An 18,214-nucleotide genomic window follows, 5' to 3' on the forward strand; every position below is an offset into this window, starting at 1 on the left:
CTCAGGCGTCCGTGTTGCCCTGGCAGTAACCCAGTTCGGGCAGGATATTCTCGCGCACCAGCGCCTCAAGCTCCGCTACCTGCTCGGCGTTGAAATCGTCGCGATAACCGCCCACCTTGCCACGGCGTACTTTGAACGTACTGGGATCGTTGGCATTGACCAGCTTCATGCCACCCTGACTGAAGGTGCCGCTGGTTTCCAGCTTTTGCAAATTGTCGAAAGACCCCCACTCCACCGCCGCACGAATCTCCTCCTCGCTGAAGTTCTCACCCATCAACTGGGTAATCTTGAGCAGCGTGGGTACGGGCTCTGCACGCAAATCCTCGTAGCGCGCCAGCATACCGTGTTCCAGTTCGGCCACGTTGCGCGCCCAGGTATTCTGGAACTCAATAAGACTGGGCAGGCCGATATCGGAGTGCCGCACGAAATCCCACATCTGCACTGTGCGTCGGTCGATGGGATGCGCTATAAAGTGATTGATCAACTCCTGCTTGGCGCGCGATTGACGCTTGGTGAACTGGTGAAACCAGGACACGGCAATATCAATCGGGTTGCGTGCCAGAAACAGCACTGGCTTGTGTCGCAGCGGGTTGTCCGGCGCGCCGCACGCCAACAACTTGCCAACCTCACCCTCGTAGCTGTAATAGCCATTGGTCGCCGCGAGGCGGGGAATTTCCGGAATTTTCCGCGCAAATTCGTCAGTGTTGATCAGCTTGGATTCCGGCAGGTTAAAACGCATCTGATACAGGCGCGATAGCATCACCTTGAGCCAGGTATTGCCACTTTTTGGATGACCGATAATGAGGAAGTTCGCACGGTGTGCCTTCGCCAGCTCCAGGCGTGCCAGATGCTTCCGGCGCAGCGCGACACGCATATTCGCCGGCAGCGGTTGCGTCGGAATGAGAATCAGCGCTTTTTTGACGCCATCACTCAAATTTAACATGTATACAATTACTCACGGCTGGGATACGGCTAGGTACGCGAAGCGTGCAATTATGCGCGATGCGGGTCAAAATGACCAGACGACTGGCGCTTCATGTACAATGGCGGCCCGTCTTTAAAGGAACAGTACCGCTTGATCATCGACCGCCACATCTCCTATGAAATCCTTCGCCCCTTCTGCACCGGGCTGGGACTTCTGGTGCTGGTTTTCATCGGTTTTTCTGCCGCGAACCAGCTATCACTCGCCGCCGAAGGCAAACTGGACATGCTGACAGCATTCAAGCTTGTCGGCCTCAACACGCTCATCACGCTGGAAATCCTGCTGCCATCTGCGTTCTTTTTTTCCGTGTTGTCGGCGATAGGCCGTCTGTATCGGGATTCCGAAATGCGTGCGTTCTACGCCGCCGGGATAAGCCGCGCCCGCATACTTGCAGCGGTGTTTAAACTGGCTTTGCTGGTGGCAATATTCACCGGCCTGCTATCCGTGCTGGGCAGGCCCTGGGCGTTTCGTACCAGCTATGCGCTGGAATCACAGGCGGCTGCGCAGTTTGATCTGAAGCAGATGTCCGCCAATGAATTCGTCACGATGGGAGGCAGCGACTACACGTTCATCGCAGGTGATGTCGATATTGAGAGCGGCCTCCATCAAGACGTTTTCCTCCAGAAGGATTACAACAGTGAGGGCCGTACAGAGGTGATTGTCGCCGAATCTGCGGCAATGCCGACCCTCAACCCCAACCAGGCCTCGCAAGCCACGTTCTACAACGGCTACAACTATCTGTTGGACAGGCGCAGGCAGCGCGATGTGACCCTCAAGTTCAATCGCCTGATCGTGCACCTGCCAAATGAGGAGGCCGAAGAAAAGTATCGTCGCAAGGCGGAAACCACACTCAACCTGTCGAAGTCCACCGATCCAAAAGACGTGGCCGAGTACCAGTGGCGTATCACCACTCCATTGGCGACCATTCTGCTGGCGCTGATCGCCGTGCCGCTGGCCCGTTCCGCTCCGCGCGAGTCGCGCTTTCGCAACTTCAGCATCGCACTGCTGTCGTATATTGCGCTGTTCGCGATGGTGAGCGTGCTGCGTACGCTGATTGAGCAGGAAAAGCTCGGCGCGATACCGGGCCTGTGGACAGCCTATGTGTTACAAGGCGTGTTGCTGGTGCTACTGGTCACACAACCGAGGTTGAAACGTCGATGATTCTGCAACGCTACATTGGCATCAGCGTGGCGAAGGGCTGGTTGCTGGTATTTCTTGTCCTGGGTGCAGTCTTCGGGTTGATCGGGTTTACCCAAGAGCTCGATCACACGGAGCGCAATTACAACGCGCTCGAGGTCGCACGTTACACCCTGATGATACTTCCTAATCAACTGGTCAGCCTGGCACCGGTGATAGCCCTGCTAGGCAGCATCGTAGCGTTGGCCAACCTCGATCGATACAACGAGCTGACGATTATCAGTTGTACTGGCTTTCCACCCAGCAAGCTGCTCATTGCGCTGGTTCTGCCCACCGCTGTGCTGATGACCGGCTTGTGGCTGTGTATGGAATACGTGACGCCACAGCTACAGCAATCGGCAGAACAGGAACGCAAACTGCTGCGACACGGAAACGAGGGATGGATACCCGGCGGTGGCGCCTGGTCGACTGATGGACGACGTTACATCCATCTGGGCAAGATGTCACAGGACAACGTACCGGGCAATATCAAACTCTTCGAATTCAACGAAACCGGTGAATTGGAGCGCGCTCTTTGGGCGGAAACCGCGATCGTCAGTCAGGACAGGCGTTGGGTATTCCAGAAGGTAAAAGAAAAAGTACTGGTCGATAGTGTTTTTCGCACGCGGTCGCATCCGGAACTGGAAATTGCAAACCTGTGGGCCCGTGATGAACTGCCCACGCTGTCGCTGGAAGGCGAACACATGAATCTCTCAGTACTGTACAGCTACAGTCAGTATCTGGCCCATAATGGACAGCCAACAGGTAAGTATCTGAATGCTTTCTGGCAGCGGCTGCTCATGCCGTTCACGGTTCTGGCGATGGTGATACTGGCGATGTCGATCAGTGCGGGCACCACAGCAGGCCGGGATCGCAGCTTTGGCATCAAGATCGGCATCGGCGCCGTGCTGGGCATCTTGTTCTATCTTGGCACACAGATAATCTTCTCGCTGGGGCAGTTACTGCAGTGGAACATAACGCTGGTAGCACTCCTGCCCACGCTGGTCATCCTCTCTTGCGCACTGGTACTTTTGCGCCGCATGCGCTGGTGAATTATCGTGAGCCGTAACACACAGGCGACAAACCCACACTTGCGCCCTCAAGGAGGCACTCTGCAATGGGGCTGATGCTCGCTTTTTTTCGCGCCTATCGCTGGCAAACTGTGCTGATGATGCTGGCCCTGCTGCTGTCCGGTATTGCCGAAGGCGTGGGGGTATCGGCGCTGCTGCCGCTGCTAAATATCGCGCTGGGGCCGGAGGCCAGCAGTGAGATACCTGGTGGGTCTATCGAGGGTCAAAGTGAGTTCGAAGAGACCATTCTCAGCGTACTGACGTTCTTTGGCATCACCCCAACGCTGGGCAGTATGCTACTCATCCTTCTCGGTGGAGTAGCGTTTAAATCTGCGTTCCTGCTGCTCGCCCAGCGGCAAGTGGGTTACACCGCCGCGCAGGTCAGCACGGACCTGCGCCTGCGCTTGCTACGCGCCATTTTGCGCAGCAAATGGGAGTACTTCCTGCACCAGCCTGTGGGCCGACTGACCAATGCCATGGCCTCGGAGGCACAACGTGCCGCCACCGCCTTTATCAACGGCACGACTGCCCTGACCTACCTCATTCCCGGGGTGATTTATGCCGGCGTTGCCTTTGCACTGTCCTGGCGCGCCTCTCTGGTGGCCATCGTGGCCGGGACAGTGGTGATCGGACTATCCCATTTTCTGGTCAATATCACTCGCAAAGCGGGCTTGAAGCAAACCCGGCTAATGAAATCGCTGATGGCGAACCTCACCGACACACTGCAATCGGTCAAGCCGCTGAAGGCGATGTCACGCGAATATCTCGCCGATCAGGTACTGGCGCACGATACCAATCTGCTGAACAAATCCCAGCGTAAGCAGGTGCTCAGCGCCGCACTGCTCAACTCTGGGCAGGAGCTTATGTTCACTGCGTTCATCTGTCTGGGCATCTATGTTGCGATGGAAAAATTCGACATGGCGCTGACAACCGTTATGGTGTTGGTCGTCGCGCTGGGGCGCGCGTTCTCCTACTTCGGCAAAGTACAAAAGCAGTACCAGAAACTGGCCGAGGGCGAGAGCGCCTACTGGTCACTGACCGACTCTATCAATGCTGCTGAAACGGCCCAGGAGGGGCTGAAAGGTGGCGCCATGCCGACATTCGACCGCAGTCTCACGCTGGAAAATGTGCATTTTGCCTACGACAAACAGCCCGTGTTTCAGGGGCTGTCACTGCAGATAGAAGCCGGCTCGCTGACGACACTGGTCGGCCCCTCAGGGTCGGGCAAAACCACCATCATCGACCTGACTATCGGCCTGTTGCGGCCACAGAGCGGCGAAGTGCGACTGGACGGTGTCTCATTGCAGGACATCGACATCAGCCAGTGGCGAAAAATGATCGGCTATGTGCCCCAGGACACCATTCTGCTGCACGACACCATTGTCCACAATGTCACACTGGGAGAGCCCGACCTGACAGGAGCTGATGTGGAGCGCGCGCTGCGCGCCGCCGGTGCCTGGGATTTTGTCAACAAGCTGCCAGACGGGCTGGATACCATTGTCGGCGAGCGCGGCGGCAAACTCTCGGGCGGCCAGCGACAGCGCATCGTTATCGCGCGGGCACTGATCAACCAGCCCCGGCTGCTGATTCTCGACGAGGCCACCAGTGCACTGGACAGGGATACCGAGGAGGCCGTCAGGCAGGCGCTGGATGCGCTGAAAGGCCGACTGACAATCCTGGCCATTTCACACAACCAGGCCATGGTGTCAGGTGCAGACACTGTCTACCGGATGTCCGGCGGCAGCGCGCAGCGCTCCGATGCTGACAGTCAGTCAGGCCTCGCCAAGTAGTTCCCGCACTGCGACTACCGCGCGGTGCATATCCGTTTTCGCCGGCACCATCGCCGTCACCAGCACATCCTCGACCCAAGAGGCACAACCCGCCTCACGCAGGCGGCGGTGTACCAGTGTGATATCCCGGCTCAATGGGCGCCAGAACCAGCGCATCAACAATGCATAGAGAGAACCGCCGAGGCGGAAATCCCGCGCAGACTCGTCATTGGGGTCGCGCATCCCACCCAGATCAAACATCGTGACAGGCTTGCCCGTGGCGCAGGCTTCCGACAACATCGCAATGCTGTCTCCTGTCACGATCAGGCGATCGGCCCACGCCAGCATGCCGAGGTAGGGATTGTGCTCGCTCCCCTCCTGCCAGCGATAAAAATAGTTGGGCGCGGTAACCGCGCCCTGCAGGGCATCGACCGCCGTGGGGCGGGTGCGCGAACTGGTAGAGATCATCAGTGAACCGCCCTTGGCCCGCGCCAGTTGCGATGCCTCCCTACCAAGTCGCGCGGCGGCCTTCTCCCCCAGCGTAAACGGGCCGCTGTCGCCGCCGACCATCACCGCAAAGCGCGGCCGCGGCAAGTCGGCAAATGTGGACTCCCACTGCGCGCGGGCTTGCGCCAGACGTTCCTCAGTCACGTTGTGCAGGGTCAGCATGTTGTTGAGCACACGGGGGTGGGCGGGCACCCGATACTGCGGAGTCGTTATCACCAGATCAAAAGTATCCAGAGGCGCCCAGGGGCGCCCCACATGCACATAGCGCGTATGGCCATTCGATTGCTCGCGAATCCACCGGCACACGGGTTCATTGCGCACACCGCAGCTGATAACGAGGTCCGGCCACGGCGCCTGCAGCGCGGCGGCAGACTCTGTGGTGATACCGCGCAGGGTCGACTGCCCGAGCACATGGGGCAAAAAAACATGCTTGCGATAGCGCAAAACCTTGGTCTCACAGGGCCAGCCGAGCACCTCGACGAGGGCGCGCACTTGTCCGCGCTCGCCTGCACGATAGGCGTCGATCAACCAAATTACTGGCATTAGCATACTTCCGTGGGTATAGTTCAAGCCTTCGAAATCTAGCGACTTACCTTGACCGACGCAAGGGCGGCTTTAACATGACCGACTATCAGGAATACCTTGACTTCCTCTATAGCGCCCTGGCATTCCAGAACAAAAAGCAGTTGGTGTTGTCTGAAGATACCGCGCTGGTGGCCGATATGGGGCTCAGTTCTCTGGAGGTAATGGAATTCATAGAGAAAATCGAGGATCACTTCGATATTTCCATTCCCCTGAATATTCTCCCGGACGTGAACACGATTGGCGATCTGGCGAGGAAGGTTCGCGAACTCAACCTCTGAGCCACCCCCGCACGCCATTCCGCACGTCACTCTACACGTTAAGAGGGAGCTAACTTCATGCTATTTGATAAATTCCAGACTATGGCCAATTTCCAGGCCGAACTTGCCGAGCGTGGTGTCAAGCCGTTCGGCGCGGTCACGGAAAAAATTCTCTCGGCGACCGAAGGCGTAGTCGAGGGACGCAACGTTATTCTGGCGGGCACCAACAACTACCTGGGGCTGTCATTTGACCCGCGCTGTATCGAGGCCGCTCGGGAAGCTGCCGCTAACTGGGGGACGGGCACCACAGGCTCCCGCCTTGCCAACGGCTCTTTCACAGAGCACCAGGCGCTGGAGACAGAAATCGCCGAGTTCTACGGTGTGAACCACGCCATCGTCTTCTCCACCGGATACGCGGCTACCATGGGCATGTGCTCCACGCTCGCTGGCCCCGGAGACACCATCCTGCTGGATGCCGACAGCCACGCCAGTATCTACGCTGGAGTGAAACTCAGCGGCGCCGACATCATCCGTTTTAAGCACAACAACCCAGAGGATCTGGCAAAGCGACTGCGCCGTCTGGGTGACCGCGCCGGGCAGGCCCTGATTATTGCCGAAGGCATTTACTCGATGCTGGGCGATGTCGCGCCCCTGCAGGAAATCGCTGCGGTGAAACGCGAGTACGGCGGCTACCTGTTTCTGGACGAAGCACACTCCATGGGCGCACTCGGTGCGACGGGACGCGGCGCCGCCCAGGCCGCAGGCGTAGAGGATGATGTCGATTTCTTCGCGGGGACGTTCAGCAAGAGCCTGGGTGCGATCGGCGGTTTCTGCGTCAGCCGCCACGCCGAACTCGAAGCCATACGCTTCTGTATCAACGCCTATATTTTTACCGCCTCGTCCGCGCCCTCGATCATTGCCTCCACGCGCGCTGCGCTGCGCATTATCAAGGAAGAACCGCAGTTACGAGAGAGGTTGTGGGATAACGCCAACCGCCTGTATGACGGACTCAAAGCCCTGGGCTTGCCGGTCGGCCCCACGGCCAGCCCTGTGGTAGCAGTGGAAATGGAAGATCGCTCGGCGACCATTGATTGCTGGAAAGCGCTGATGGCATCCGGAGTTTACGTCAACCTCGTCATTCCGCCGGCCTCCCCCTCCACCAACTTCCTGCTGCGCAACAGTGTTAGCGCCGCCCATACCAGCGAGCAGATAGACACGATTATCGCCGCCTACGGCGACCTCATCGCCACTGGCCTCATTACTCCAGACAGCAAGGCCTCCTGATGGACAAAATAATCATCACCGGCGATGGCCCATTGCACGGTGAGGTGCGCGTGGCGGGTGCCAAGAACGCCGCTCTGCCCATCATTGCAGCAGCCCTTTTGAGCGCCGAACCGCTGCACATTGCTAACGTGCCCGCAGTGCGCGACATCGGCACCGTGCTGCAACTGATGGAGCTCATCGGCGCGGCTTTCGAGCGCAACGGCACCGATCTGGTCATCGATACCAGCAAGGTACATTCGGTGCATGCACCCTATGAACTGGTCAAAACCATACGCGCCTCCATTTTGCTGCTGGGGCCGCTGTTGGCGCGTTTCGGCGAGGCCGATGTCTCACTTCCGGGAGGCTGTGCGATCGGCTCACGGCCGGTCAATGAACACATCGCGGGGCTGGAGGCACTCGGCGCCGAGATCCGTATCGAGGCCGGTTATATCAAGGCCAAGGCGAACCGACTGCACGGCGCACACTTCGCATTCGACGTCCCCTCGGTAACCGCCACCGAAAACCTGATGATGGCCGCCGCACTCGCGGACGGTGTGACCACCATGGAAAACTGCGCACTGGAGCCGGAAATCGGCGATCTGGCACAGCTTCTCACCGCAATGGGCGCCAAAATCACTGGGGCAGGCACCGGCACCATAGTGATCGAAGGCGTTCCCGAATTACACGGCACCACCCACAGCGTGCCGCCGGATCGCATCGAAACCGGCACTTTCCTCGCCGCCGCCGCCGCGACGCGCGGCAACATCCGAGTGCTCGATACCAATCCGGATTTTCTGCACCACGTGCTGGGCAAGCTGGAACAGGCGGGCTGCAAACTGGAGCAGGGGCCGGACTGGATTCACCTCGATACCCAGGGCAAACGCTGCAAGGCCGTCAATATACATACCGCGCCCTACCCGGCTTTCCCCACGGACATGCAGGCCCAGTTCATGGCGCTGAACGCGCTCGCGGAAGGCTCTGCCACAGTGGTGGAGAATATTTTTGAAAACCGCTTTATGCACGTCGCTGAACTGCAGCGCATGGGAGCCGACATCGAACTGCAGGGTCATACCGCTATCGTGCATGGCAGAGAGCGCCTGCAAGGCGCGCCCGTGATGGCCACAGATCTGCGCGCCTCCGCCTCGTTGATCATCGCCGCCCTGTGCGCCGAGGGCGATACCACGATTGACCGGGTCTACCACCTCGATCGCGGCTACGCCAATATCGACACCAAGCTGGCCGAGCTGGGCGCGATCATCAAGCGCGTCTAACACCCGGCCGGCGAAGAGGAGCTTTCCATGGTGCAGCAATTCGCCCAGCTCTCAGACCCCCACCTCAGCTCGCTGGAATACGTGCGCGCGCGCGACCTGCTGAACAAACGCGCGCTGGGCTACCTGTCCTGGCGACGCAAACGCCGCTTCGAACACCGCCCAGAAGTGCTGGCGGCCCTGCAGCGCGACCTGCAGGGCGAGGCGCTCGACCAATTACTGGTAACCGGCGACCTCACCCACATCGGCCTGCCGGAAGAATTCCGACAGGGCGCAGACTGGCTGCACGCACTCGGCGACCCCGCCAATGTCGCACTGGTGCCGGGCAACCACGACGCCTGCGTCGCAGCAGCGTGGCAGGACACATTCGCCCAGTGGCAGGACTACATGACATCGGACAGCGATACCACCGCCCCGACAGCACCCCCAACATTCCCCACCCTGCGCGTACGTAAAGACATCGCCTTCATAGGCCTGTCCACCGGCTGCCCCAAACCACCGCTGATGGCCACCGGCACGCTGGGCGAGGCACAGCTGGACAAACTGCCGGCGCTATTACAGGACGCCGCCGATCAGAACCTGTTCCGCGTCGTCTACCTCCACCACTGCCCGGTCGTCGGCGCGGAGAAGTGGCGCAAACGCCTCACCGACGCACCACAAATCCAGGCACTACTAGCCGAACACGGTGCCGAGTTGGTATTGCACGGACACGGCCACCGCGCGCATTTCAACGAAATTCACGGCCGTCAGGGCACCATCCCGGTGATCGCCGTTCCCTCGGCCTCGGCGTTGGGGCTGCACGGTGCGGATGTTGCGCAATACAACCGGTATCGGGTGGAGCGCAATCGTGCTGGGTGGGAGTTGAACATTGAGTCGCGCTGTTATCAGCCTGATTCGGATGCGTTCGTTGCGGGGGATGTTAGGACGCTGCAGTTGGATCGCTGATCGTTCTGGTTGTTGATGTTGGGGGCTTTGGATCGGAGAGTGTCGCCGGCTTTGGGGGCTTTGGGTCGGAGAGTGTCGCCGGTCTCAGGAAGCGTTATGCCATTTCAGTCGCTCCCGGGGTGCCGGACCAACGGAATTCGCTTTGTGAAATGGCATAACCCTTCCTGATACCTCTATCTCTCGGTGTAGCACTGCCCTGATCGACTTCACACCCTTGCTGGTGATGTGCTGCTCCTATGTGGGCAGATCTATTGGGAATTAAATTGCGTACGATTTAGACGAGCGACTCAATTCGAGGAACAGCTTCTAATCTGGGCGATTTCGATAGTCCAACACATCCAGCGCTCAAATGTCGCATAAATCAGCAGCGCATTCCGACCGTTTTTTACCCGAATTACGCGCGATAGTGGAGGACGGCTTGGATCGGGGAACCGCTTTTCACAAAGCGAATTCCGTTGGTCCGGCACCCCGGGAGCGACTGAAAAGCGGTTCCGCGAGCCAAGTCGACCCAAACCTAACCCCAAAGTCCAAAATCTCTACCTAGGGTTCGAAGCATAAAAACGCTAGGCGTCCTCAGCAGCAGCCTTCTCCAGCGCACCTTTGACCAGCATGAGATCGGCGATGGAATCGACGTCTATCGCGGCATTGGCATAGGGCAGGATCACCGCGCGCATGCGCAGCCCCAGCCGCTTGCTGAGTTTGGTGAGGGCTTCTTCGAGAGAGAGCAGGCCCAGCCGGTAGCGGATGACGGCCCACCAGCCGAGGAGGCCGATAACGACCAGCGGCTTTTTGCGTTCCTGTTCGATGCGACGCCAGAACTTCGCGGCGCGGCGGCCTTCAGGTGTGATGAAGGCGAAGAGATTGCAGCCGCAAAAATCCCCGTCGCTGAAATGCAATACCGTTTTGCGGATGCCGGGGTAGGCCTCGGCCACCAGTGCATAGGGTGCGAGGCCCACGGTGACATCGACATCATCGGCGAGGCTCTGGCGGCCGAATGCATCGACGATCTCGGGGGTCAGCAGCGGGTGGTCCGCTGTCGTCAGGAGCACGGCCTCGGAGGGGTCGAGTGTCTGCATAGTCTGGTAGGCGCTGGTGCTGGGGCTGACGCCTGGCTCACTCCAGCTGATCTCGCCGTCGTCGATCCACTGCTGCAGGGCGTTGTCGGTGGCGACCTCGCTGGCCTCGGGGCCGGCCAGGCAGATCTTCTTCACGACCTTGGCTACGCGCAGGGAATTGAGCACTCGACGCACCATGGGTGTGCCGTCCAGATCAATCATGGCCTTGCTGCCGGCCTTGGTATGATTGATAAGTGAATCCGCCTTGGTGCGATCACCCGCCAGTACTATGGCCGTTATTTGGTGCGTTTCGGGGTCCAGGTGCATTGCTATAGTTCTTTCTGGTAGACGCGGTAGCGTTTATACGCGACGCCGCCTATGGTTTCAATGATATTGCGCATGCCGTCGTTATCCTCAAGTATCCAGCCCATTTCTACATCCCGTACACCGCGCGCGTGCAGTGCTTTACGCACGGCGTCAATTACCATAAACGCCAGCGTTGGCCCCAGCCGTGAATGCTGGAAGCCCTGCCTGACCCCCATCAGCGGCACTCTGGCCGATTGCGGATGACGCACTTTGAGGCGCCACAGGAGTTTGGCCCAACCAAATGGCAACAGCCGGCCATTGAGGTCGCGCGCGGCCTCATTCAGATTGGGCAGCGCCACAATGAAGGCAACCGGTTCACCGTCGTATTCGGCAATCTGGATATACTCATCGGGCATCAGTTTGCTCAACGTGGACACGGTTTCCGTCCAGTCCGCTGCCGCCAGTGGCACGAAACCCCAGTTATTCTGCCAGGCATCATTGAAAATCTCGCGCATGATATCAGCGTCTTCGCGCAGGTGGCTGCGCCGCAGCGGGCGCACTACCACGCGCTCGGATACGCGCTGCGCGAGGCGTTCCATCACCCTCGGGGCTTCAAAATCAGGCCGCACCTGATAGGCCAGCAGGTCTTTTGCCCCGGCATAGCCATGCGCTTCAATCGCGGGCCCGTAATACGGCCGCGCGTGCCCCATGAGCACATACGGCGGTGTGGAGAAGCCGTCGACCAGCAAGCCGACCTCTTCATTTACATGCAGGTTGAACGGGCCGCGCACCTGTTTCATCCCCTCGCTGCGCAGCCAGTCTTCGGCGGCGGCGAACAGTGCGGCGAATACGGCCGGGTCGTCCTCCGCTTCCAGCATACCGAAATAGCCGGCATCGTCACCGTGCTGCTGCAGGTGCATCTCATCAACCTGTGCGGTGATACGCCCCACAGGCTGACCACCCCGGTAGGCGACCCAGGCTCGCCAGCGGGCGTGGTCAAAGAAATGATTCTTGGGGGACATCTGCTCGCGCTTCATAAAACCCAGCGGCGCAATCCAGACCGGGTCTGAGGCATAAATCCGCTCTGGCAGGGCCAGAAACTGATGCATGCCAGCGCCCTCAGTCACGACTTTCACCGAGACCGGGGTTTTGTTATCGGTATTAGCAGTCATTCCTCTGCGCTGTGTCCACAAAAAGGGCCGCAAGTATACCGTTGATTTGACCCCCTGAGAAATCGGCACCACTGCGCAGCATGCTCGGGGCAATGGAGACTCGTTCCCTTCGGTGTATACTAGCCGCTTGCTCGCCACAGCCAATGACGCCGTTTAACGTACATCCGGAGTTTCCGGAGTCTGGATACCTGTGGTATGCGACGATGCCCCGAGCGACATCAAGTAGGGATCCGACGTACAACATCGCTGTCGAGAACGCCCGACAAACCAGAGATTGCAGGAATGACCGACAACTCAGCTACAGGAGCACGCGCCGCCAAAATAGCGGTCATGCTGCCCTCTCTGAAGGGCGGCGGCGCAGAGCGCTCCATGCTGAACCTGATCAGGGGGTTCCTGGCACAGGGACGGACAGTTGATCTGGTACTGTGTCAGGCAAAAGGTGCCTATCTCAAAGAGGTGCCGGAAGGCGTCAACCTGATAGAACTGCAGGCCGTGAACGGCCTGCGCGCGCGCTGGATCGCGCTGACCGGCAATGTCCGGCACTTATTTGCCCTGCTGAGGCCGGTCCTGCTGGCCAAAAAAGTCGTCCCGGAAATCGCCCGCATTCCTTCGTTGCAACACTATCTAGTCACGCACAACCCGGATGTGGTGTTGTCGGCGATCACCTACGCCAACCTCGCCGCTATCTGGGCGAAACAGTTTTCCGCCTCCAAAGTGCCGGTTGTGGTCAGTGAGCGCATTGCGCTGCATACCTATTGCACCGATCCGGTCAATTATCGCAAGCGGAAGTGGCGCTACCTGCCACAACTGGTAAAACGAACCTACCCCGGCGCAGATTTGATTGTGGCGGTATCACAGGCTGCAGCCGATGAACTGGTCACCCAGATCGGTGTGAACCGGGAGTTGGTAACGACCATCCACAACCCGGTTGTCGACGAAAGCCTGCATGCTCAAGCCCGACAGCCGCTGGATCACCCGTGGTTCACCCAGGGCGAGTTACCGGTCATCCTGGCTGCAGGCAGGCTCACTGAACAGAAAGATTTTGCGACCTTGTTGCACGCATTCGCGCTGGTACGTGCACAACAGCCAGTGCGGCTGGTGATTCTCGGAGAGGGGCGATTGCGCCCGGAATTGCAGACTCTGGCAACCGAGCTCGGCGTACAGGCCGACCTGGATATGCCCGGATTTGTCGGCAACCCATTTCAGTTTATGGCCCGCGCGTCCGTTCTCGTGCTTTCTTCCCTCTACGAAGGCTTACCAGGCGTTCTCATTCAGGCGCTGGCCTGTGGCTGCCCGGTTATCAGTACCGATTGCCCTGGAGGTTCAAGGGAAATTCTGGCGGACGGAGAATATGGCGCGCTGGTTGACGTAGGCGATGCGAATGCAATGGCCGATGCCATTATGGCATCGCTGGACAACCCAAAGGACAAAGCGGTATTGCAGCAAAGGGCACAGGACTTCTCCGTTGACCGTGCTGTCGATACCTACCTCGAATTGCTAGACGCCGTTGTCACACGCGCAGAAGGTCGGGAATAACAGGCGGATACGCAATGTGTGGAATTACCGGGTTTATACAGTACAGTGGCGGCTCTGTAGAGGATCTCTCGCAGCGCTGCCAGACCATGGCCGACACTATCAGGCATCGCGGCCCCGATGCGGACGGCGTCTGGGTCGACCCCACTTACCCGCTGGCACTGGGTCACCGCCGCCTCTCCATTATCGATCTGACTGAGGCGGGAGCCCAGCCCATGGTATCGGCGTCCGGCCGATACGTGCTGTCCTTCAACGGCGAGGTGTACAACTTCGACAGGCTGCGACAGGAAGCAGGGGTATCTACCTATCCGTTTCAAGGCCACAGTGACACAGAGGTGATTTTGGCTGCCGTGCAGCAACTCGGCGCTGAAAAAGCCATCGGTATGCTGGAGGGCATGTTCGCTATTGCGCTGTGGGACAGGGAAGAGCGCTGCCTGTGGCTGGCGCGCGATCGCGTGGGTAAGAAGCCGCTTTACTACGGCTGGTGTGGCAACAGCCTGTTGTTTGGTTCAGAGCTTAAAGCACTGCGCCAACACCCTGATTTTGAGCGTGACCTGGACCGCGACGCACTGGGGCAGTACCTGCAGTACGGCTGGGTTTCACAGCCGCGCTCCATCTACAAACATGTGCGCAAGCTGCCACCGGGCAGCCTGCTGAAAATACCCCGTGACTGCAAACCGTGGAGCCCCTCCCCCACGCCGTTCTGGAGTGCAGCCGAGATAGCCGAGACGGGTGAGCGCAACCGCTTCACCGGCAGCTACGAGGACGCCATCAAACAACTCGACACGGTGCTGCAACAGGCTGTGGGAGACCGCATGGTCGCCGACGTGGAACTGGGTGCGTTGCTTTCAGGCGGCATCGATTCCTCCATGATCGTCTCCCTGATGCAGCAACAAGCCGACCGCCCGGTAAAGACATTCAGCATCGGCTTCTGGGAGGAAAAATACAACGAGGCCGAGTACGCATCTGCGGTCGCCAGCCATCTCAACACCGAGCATCACGAGATCTATGTCACGCCCGACCAGGCGCTGGACGTGGTGGCGCAGCTGCCGCATATCTACGACGAACCCTTTGCCGACTCTTCGCAGATTCCCACCTATCTGGTGTGCAAACTGGCCCGCGAGCAACTGAAGGTGGTGCTCACCGGCGACGGTGGAGATGAACAGATGGCCGGCTACAAGCGCTACCGCGAATGCCTGGATCGCTGGCGCAGCGTGCAACGCATACCCGCTGGTGCCAGAGGCTGTGTGGAGCCAGTTGTCAGCGCGCTGGGGCGCGGTAGCTGGCGCTATGCAAAACAGTACGCCGACGACGGCAGGACTGTGCCGCGCTGGACACGCAAGCTGGGCAAAGTGAGCCAGCGATCATGCAACTGGTCAGCCAACTCGCCACAGGAAATCCTGGCCAACAAATTCAATAAGTGTCTGGCGGTGGATCAGTTTGTGGCGGACGCCGTCTCCCCTGCAACGCCGCTGACTGATTCGTCCTACTGGCCGGATGTGCAGGACCCCCTGCTGGCCATGCTCCACTATGATTACACCGGCTACCTACCAGACGATATTCTGGTAAAGGTCGATCGCGCCAGCATGGCCGTGGGGCTGGAGGCGCGAGCGCCACTACTCGACCACCGGGTTCTGGAGCTCGCCTGGTCACTGCCGAACGAGTATCTGTTTGACGGGAAAACGGGTAAACGCGTACTGCGGGACCTGCTCGTGCAGTATGTTCCCCGCGAGCTGATAGATCGCCCCAAGCGCGGCTTCAGTGTGCCCATCAAGGAGTGGCTGGTAGGCCCTTTGCGAGACTGGGCCGAGGACCTCGTATCGGAACAGACCCTGCGCGAGCAGGGGATTTTCGATGTCACGTGTGTCCGCAATGCCTGGCAACAGCATCTGTACGGCTGGGCCAACCACTCAGAATTGATGTGGGCGATACTGATGTTCCAGGCTTGGTGGCGAGAGCAGTGAGGCGGGTACCCATTTGGGTGCCTCCCGCGTCAATAATTGGTGTTTATACACACCATTAAGCAGGTGGATATCGCAGGCCGCGGGGGCTCCTTGACAAACATTTCAATTCGCCCACGTTTAGTCGCAAGCTGCAGCAACCTTAGCGATAAATTTTATATTTATAAATATATCAATGACTTACAACATTAAGTGCATGTTGAAAAGTTAACTACAGGGCATCTGCCAAGAGCTATTCTGCAGGCACAATTCAGCTTTCAGAAAGCACTTAGCCGCCGAATCCATAGCCTTTCTTTGAAATAGTTCACGCCGGCCCTTGGTATTATTTCCTATAAGCCCCAAAGCCCAAAATGCTAGGATTACGCCTCATCAGATAACCCAATTTTCAGGGTCTGAGCAAAGGGTCTCCCCATGTGCAAGTACTTGTGCGAATGACTGACAAGCCACTACAGACCAGCAGGGGGAATTATTGAATTGCACGTCACACCTCTGATTTAAAGAGGTACAGCAGCACCTGCTCTTTGAAAATTGGTACACCGGCGGAACGTTCGTCGAAAACGAGGAATCTACATTGCAAAACGCTAACGTAAATACCACGCCAACCCAACACGGACTACCTTTTCGGCCAGCCGACTTTGCCACTCTGACCGAAGCACTCGATTATGCTGCCCAAGGAGAAACGGGCTCCAATTTTTACACCGGCCGCGGGGCCATTTACGCTAGCGTTTCCTATGCTGAGCTGCGCTCAGAAGCACTGACGCTGGCGCGCAAATTGCTGGGACTCGGCCTTGAGAAAGGTGACCGCGTTGCGCTGGTGGCTGAAACCAACCCGGACTTTATTCGCTTCTTCTACGCCTGTCAGTACGCCGGCCTGATCCCGGTTGCACTGCCCGCCTCCGTCAAGGTCGGTGCACATTGCGCCTATGTCGCACAGCTGCATCTGCTGCTGGAAGCCAGCGACGCCGCCATCGGTGTAGCCTCCGAGGGCTACCTGCCCTTCCTGCAGGAAGCCAGCGAAGGCATGGATATCCGCATGGTGGAAACACCTGAAGCATTTTACGAACTCACGGTATCAGAGCGGGAACTGCCGACCATCGAGCCGGACGATATCTCCTATATCCAATACACCTCGGGCAGCACAAGATTCCCACGGGGTGTCGTGATCAAGCACCACACCGCAATGGCGAATCTGCAAGGCATCATCGCGCACGGCCTGGAGATGACGTCCGATGACCGCATGATGTCCTGGCTGCCGTTTTACCACGATATGGGTCTGGTTGGCTTCGTACTGGTGCCGATGGCAGCACAGGTCTCTATCGATTATCTGGATACACGCGAGTTCGCCATGCGTCCCAGACAGTGGCTAACACTGATGACGAAAACCCGTGCGACCATCTCCTTCGCACCCTCTTTCGGCTACGACCTCTGCGCGCGCCGTGTCAGACCCAATGACATCGAATCCTACGACCTCAGCAACTGGCGTGTCGCCGGTATCGGCGCAGAGATGATTCGTCCCCAGACACTGGAATACTTCGCCGAGATGATGGGCCCGGCCGGTTTTGATCGCCGCGCATTCCTGGCCTGTTACGGCATGGCTGAATGCACACTGGGCATCAGCTTTTCACCGCTATGGACAGGCTTTACCACCCACTATATCGACAGCGACCACCTCTCCGACCATCACGAGGCGGTATTGCTGGACGAGAACGACACACAGGGCCGTGGCCGGCATTTCGTCAACTGCGGCATCCCGATGCCCAACTTCGAAGTCGAAATCCGCGACGATGACCGCGTACTGGGCGACTGGCAAAGTGGCGTCATCTATCTGCGTGGCCCCAGCGTGATGTCTGGTTATTTCAACCTACCCGAAGAAACCAGCCACGCTCTGAGCGAAGATGGCTGGCTGAATACCGGAGACATCGGCTATCTGGTGGACGGTGTGCTGACCATAACTGGGCGCAAAAAAGACCTCATTATTATTCACGGTCGCAACATCTGGCCGCAGGATCTGGAGCACGTCGCTGAGACGCAGGCTGAGGTTCGTGCCGGCGACGCAGTGGCATTCTCCGCGCCGAATAGTGAGGGAGAAGAACTGTGTGTACTGATGGTGCAGTGTCGTGAAACAGACCCTGTGAAACGCAGCAACCTGGTCCGTCGCCTGACAGCTTTGGTACGCATGGAAATGAGCCTGGACTGCTACGTCGAGCTAGTGCCCATTCACTCGCTGCCGCGCACATCCTCCGGCAAATTGTCTCGCGCCAAGGCGCGCCTCGACTTTATCAACAACAACGACCTGGATATGCTCGATGCTGCGGCAGAAGAAGTGCGCCTGAGGGTGGCTTCAGCCTGATTGCCGACGGCAGCC

14 protein-coding genes are annotated in these 18,214 nt (G+C 58.7%); 10 read left to right on the top strand and 4 right to left on the bottom strand.

Going from position 1 to position 18,214, the window contains the following annotated elements:
* Position 1: 1 nt before the first annotated feature.
* Entirely contained in the window at positions 2-943 is a 942-nt protein-coding gene (locus AC0L6S_RS15300) for a sulfotransferase domain-containing protein (protein WP_473424974.1), read from the bottom strand.
* A 132-nt stretch (positions 944-1,075) separates the two neighbouring features.
* On the opposite strand from AC0L6S_RS15300, the gene lptF reads away from it, so the two are divergent.
* From lptF to AC0L6S_RS15315, 3 genes are all read left to right on the top strand, one after another.
* Positions 1,076-2,143 (top strand): LPS export ABC transporter permease LptF, encoded by a 1,068-nt coding sequence (gene lptF / locus AC0L6S_RS15305; protein ID WP_473424975.1) that lies wholly within the window; start codon positions 1,076-1,078, stop codon positions 2,141-2,143.
* On the top strand, positions 2,140-3,210 hold the full coding sequence (lptG, locus tag AC0L6S_RS15310; RefSeq protein WP_473424976.1) for an LPS export ABC transporter permease LptG: 1,071 nt from the start codon (positions 2,140-2,142) through the stop codon (positions 3,208-3,210). The genes lptF and lptG overlap by 4 nt, the downstream gene beginning before the upstream one ends.
* 65 nt (positions 3,211-3,275) lie before the next feature.
* Positions 3,276-5,018, top strand: coding sequence for an ABC transporter ATP-binding protein (locus AC0L6S_RS15315; protein ID WP_473424977.1), 1,743 nt, complete (start codon positions 3,276-3,278; stop codon positions 5,016-5,018).
* Here the strand turns inward: AC0L6S_RS15315 and AC0L6S_RS15320 are convergent.
* Positions 5,001-6,047 (bottom strand): mitochondrial fission ELM1 family protein, encoded by a 1,047-nt coding sequence (locus AC0L6S_RS15320; RefSeq protein ID WP_473424978.1) that lies wholly within the window; start codon positions 6,045-6,047, stop codon positions 5,001-5,003. The genes AC0L6S_RS15315 and AC0L6S_RS15320 overlap by 18 nt on opposite strands.
* 77 nt (positions 6,048-6,124) lie before the next feature.
* Between AC0L6S_RS15320 and AC0L6S_RS15325 the strand changes: the two genes are divergently transcribed.
* The 4 genes from AC0L6S_RS15325 to AC0L6S_RS15340 are packed head-to-tail and all read left to right on the top strand — an operon-like array spanning position 6,125 to position 9,822.
* A complete protein-coding gene (locus AC0L6S_RS15325; protein ID WP_473424979.1) occupies positions 6,125-6,367 on the top strand; it encodes an acyl carrier protein in 243 nt (80 codons plus the stop codon).
* A 57-nt stretch (positions 6,368-6,424) separates the two neighbouring features.
* On the top strand, positions 6,425-7,630 hold the full coding sequence (spt, locus tag AC0L6S_RS15330) for a serine palmitoyltransferase (RefSeq protein ID WP_473424980.1): 1,206 nt from the start codon (positions 6,425-6,427) through the stop codon (positions 7,628-7,630).
* Entirely contained in the window at positions 7,630-8,880 is a 1,251-nt protein-coding gene (gene murA, locus AC0L6S_RS15335; protein WP_473424981.1) for a UDP-N-acetylglucosamine 1-carboxyvinyltransferase, read from the top strand. The genes spt and murA overlap by 1 nt, the downstream gene beginning before the upstream one ends.
* 27 nt (positions 8,881-8,907) lie before the next feature.
* The gene (locus AC0L6S_RS15340; protein WP_473424982.1) at positions 8,908-9,822 is read left to right on the top strand and encodes a metallophosphoesterase family protein; all 915 of its coding nucleotides are present in this window, start codon (positions 8,908-8,910) and stop codon (positions 9,820-9,822) included.
* Positions 9,823-10,385: 563 nt separating this feature from the next.
* Here AC0L6S_RS15340 and AC0L6S_RS15345 read toward each other — a convergent pair.
* Together AC0L6S_RS15345 and AC0L6S_RS15350 are read right to left on the bottom strand one after the other, a co-directional pair.
* Positions 10,386-11,204 (bottom strand): nucleotidyltransferase family protein, encoded by an 819-nt coding sequence (locus AC0L6S_RS15345; RefSeq protein ID WP_473424983.1) that lies wholly within the window; start codon positions 11,202-11,204, stop codon positions 10,386-10,388.
* Between the two features lie 2 nt (positions 11,205-11,206).
* The gene (locus AC0L6S_RS15350) at positions 11,207-12,355 is read right to left on the bottom strand and encodes a GNAT family N-acetyltransferase (RefSeq protein WP_473424984.1); all 1,149 of its coding nucleotides are present in this window, start codon (positions 12,353-12,355) and stop codon (positions 11,207-11,209) included.
* Between the two features lie 282 nt (positions 12,356-12,637).
* Between AC0L6S_RS15350 and AC0L6S_RS15355 the strand changes: the two genes are divergently transcribed.
* The 3 genes from AC0L6S_RS15355 (at position 12,638) to AC0L6S_RS15365 (ending at position 18,199) form a co-directional block, all read left to right on the top strand.
* Positions 12,638-13,891 (top strand): glycosyltransferase, encoded by a 1,254-nt coding sequence (locus tag AC0L6S_RS15355; protein WP_473424985.1) that lies wholly within the window; start codon positions 12,638-12,640, stop codon positions 13,889-13,891.
* 14 nt (positions 13,892-13,905) lie between these two features.
* The gene (gene asnB / locus AC0L6S_RS15360) at positions 13,906-15,852 is read left to right on the top strand and encodes an asparagine synthase (glutamine-hydrolyzing) (RefSeq protein WP_473424986.1); all 1,947 of its coding nucleotides are present in this window, start codon (positions 13,906-13,908) and stop codon (positions 15,850-15,852) included.
* A gap of 568 nt (positions 15,853-16,420) precedes the next feature.
* Complete coding sequence (locus AC0L6S_RS15365) at positions 16,421-18,199, top strand: fatty acyl-AMP ligase (RefSeq protein ID WP_473424987.1); 1,779 nt, start codon at positions 16,421-16,423, stop codon at positions 18,197-18,199.
* The last annotated feature ends 15 nt before the right edge of the window (positions 18,200-18,214 follow it).

Source organism: Halioglobus sp. D3-4 (assembly GCF_055809315.1).

What these genes read in the sequence shown, in the direction of transcription:
- lptG (WP_473424976.1), top strand. Translation starts at nt 2,140, where the DNA reads ATGATTCTGCAACGCTACATTGGCATCAGCGTGGCGAAGGGCTGGTTG.
- AC0L6S_RS15325 (WP_473424979.1), top strand. Translation starts at nt 6,125, where the DNA reads ATGACCGACTATCAGGAATACCTTGACTTCCTCTATAGCGCCCTGGCA.
- AC0L6S_RS15340 (WP_473424982.1), top strand. Translation starts at nt 8,908, where the DNA reads ATGGTGCAGCAATTCGCCCAGCTCTCAGACCCCCACCTCAGCTCGCTG.
- AC0L6S_RS15350 (WP_473424984.1), bottom strand. Translation starts at nt 12,355, where the DNA reads ATGACTGCTAATACCGATAACAAAACCCCGGTCTCGGTGAAAGTCGTG.
- AC0L6S_RS15345 (WP_473424983.1), bottom strand. Translation starts at nt 11,204, where the DNA reads ATGCACCTGGACCCCGAAACGCACCAAATAACGGCCATAGTACTGGCG.
- AC0L6S_RS15300 (WP_473424974.1), bottom strand. Translation starts at nt 943, where the DNA reads ATGTTAAATTTGAGTGATGGCGTCAAAAAAGCGCTGATTCTCATTCCG.
- AC0L6S_RS15320 (WP_473424978.1), bottom strand. Translation starts at nt 6,047, where the DNA reads ATGCCAGTAATTTGGTTGATCGACGCCTATCGTGCAGGCGAGCGCGGA.
- AC0L6S_RS15315 (WP_473424977.1), top strand. Translation starts at nt 3,276, where the DNA reads ATGGGGCTGATGCTCGCTTTTTTTCGCGCCTATCGCTGGCAAACTGTG.
- murA (WP_473424981.1), top strand. Translation starts at nt 7,630, where the DNA reads ATGGACAAAATAATCATCACCGGCGATGGCCCATTGCACGGTGAGGTG.
- spt (WP_473424980.1), top strand. Translation starts at nt 6,425, where the DNA reads ATGCTATTTGATAAATTCCAGACTATGGCCAATTTCCAGGCCGAACTT.
- asnB (WP_473424986.1), top strand. Translation starts at nt 13,906, where the DNA reads ATGTGTGGAATTACCGGGTTTATACAGTACAGTGGCGGCTCTGTAGAG.
- AC0L6S_RS15355 (WP_473424985.1), top strand. Translation starts at nt 12,638, where the DNA reads ATGACCGACAACTCAGCTACAGGAGCACGCGCCGCCAAAATAGCGGTC.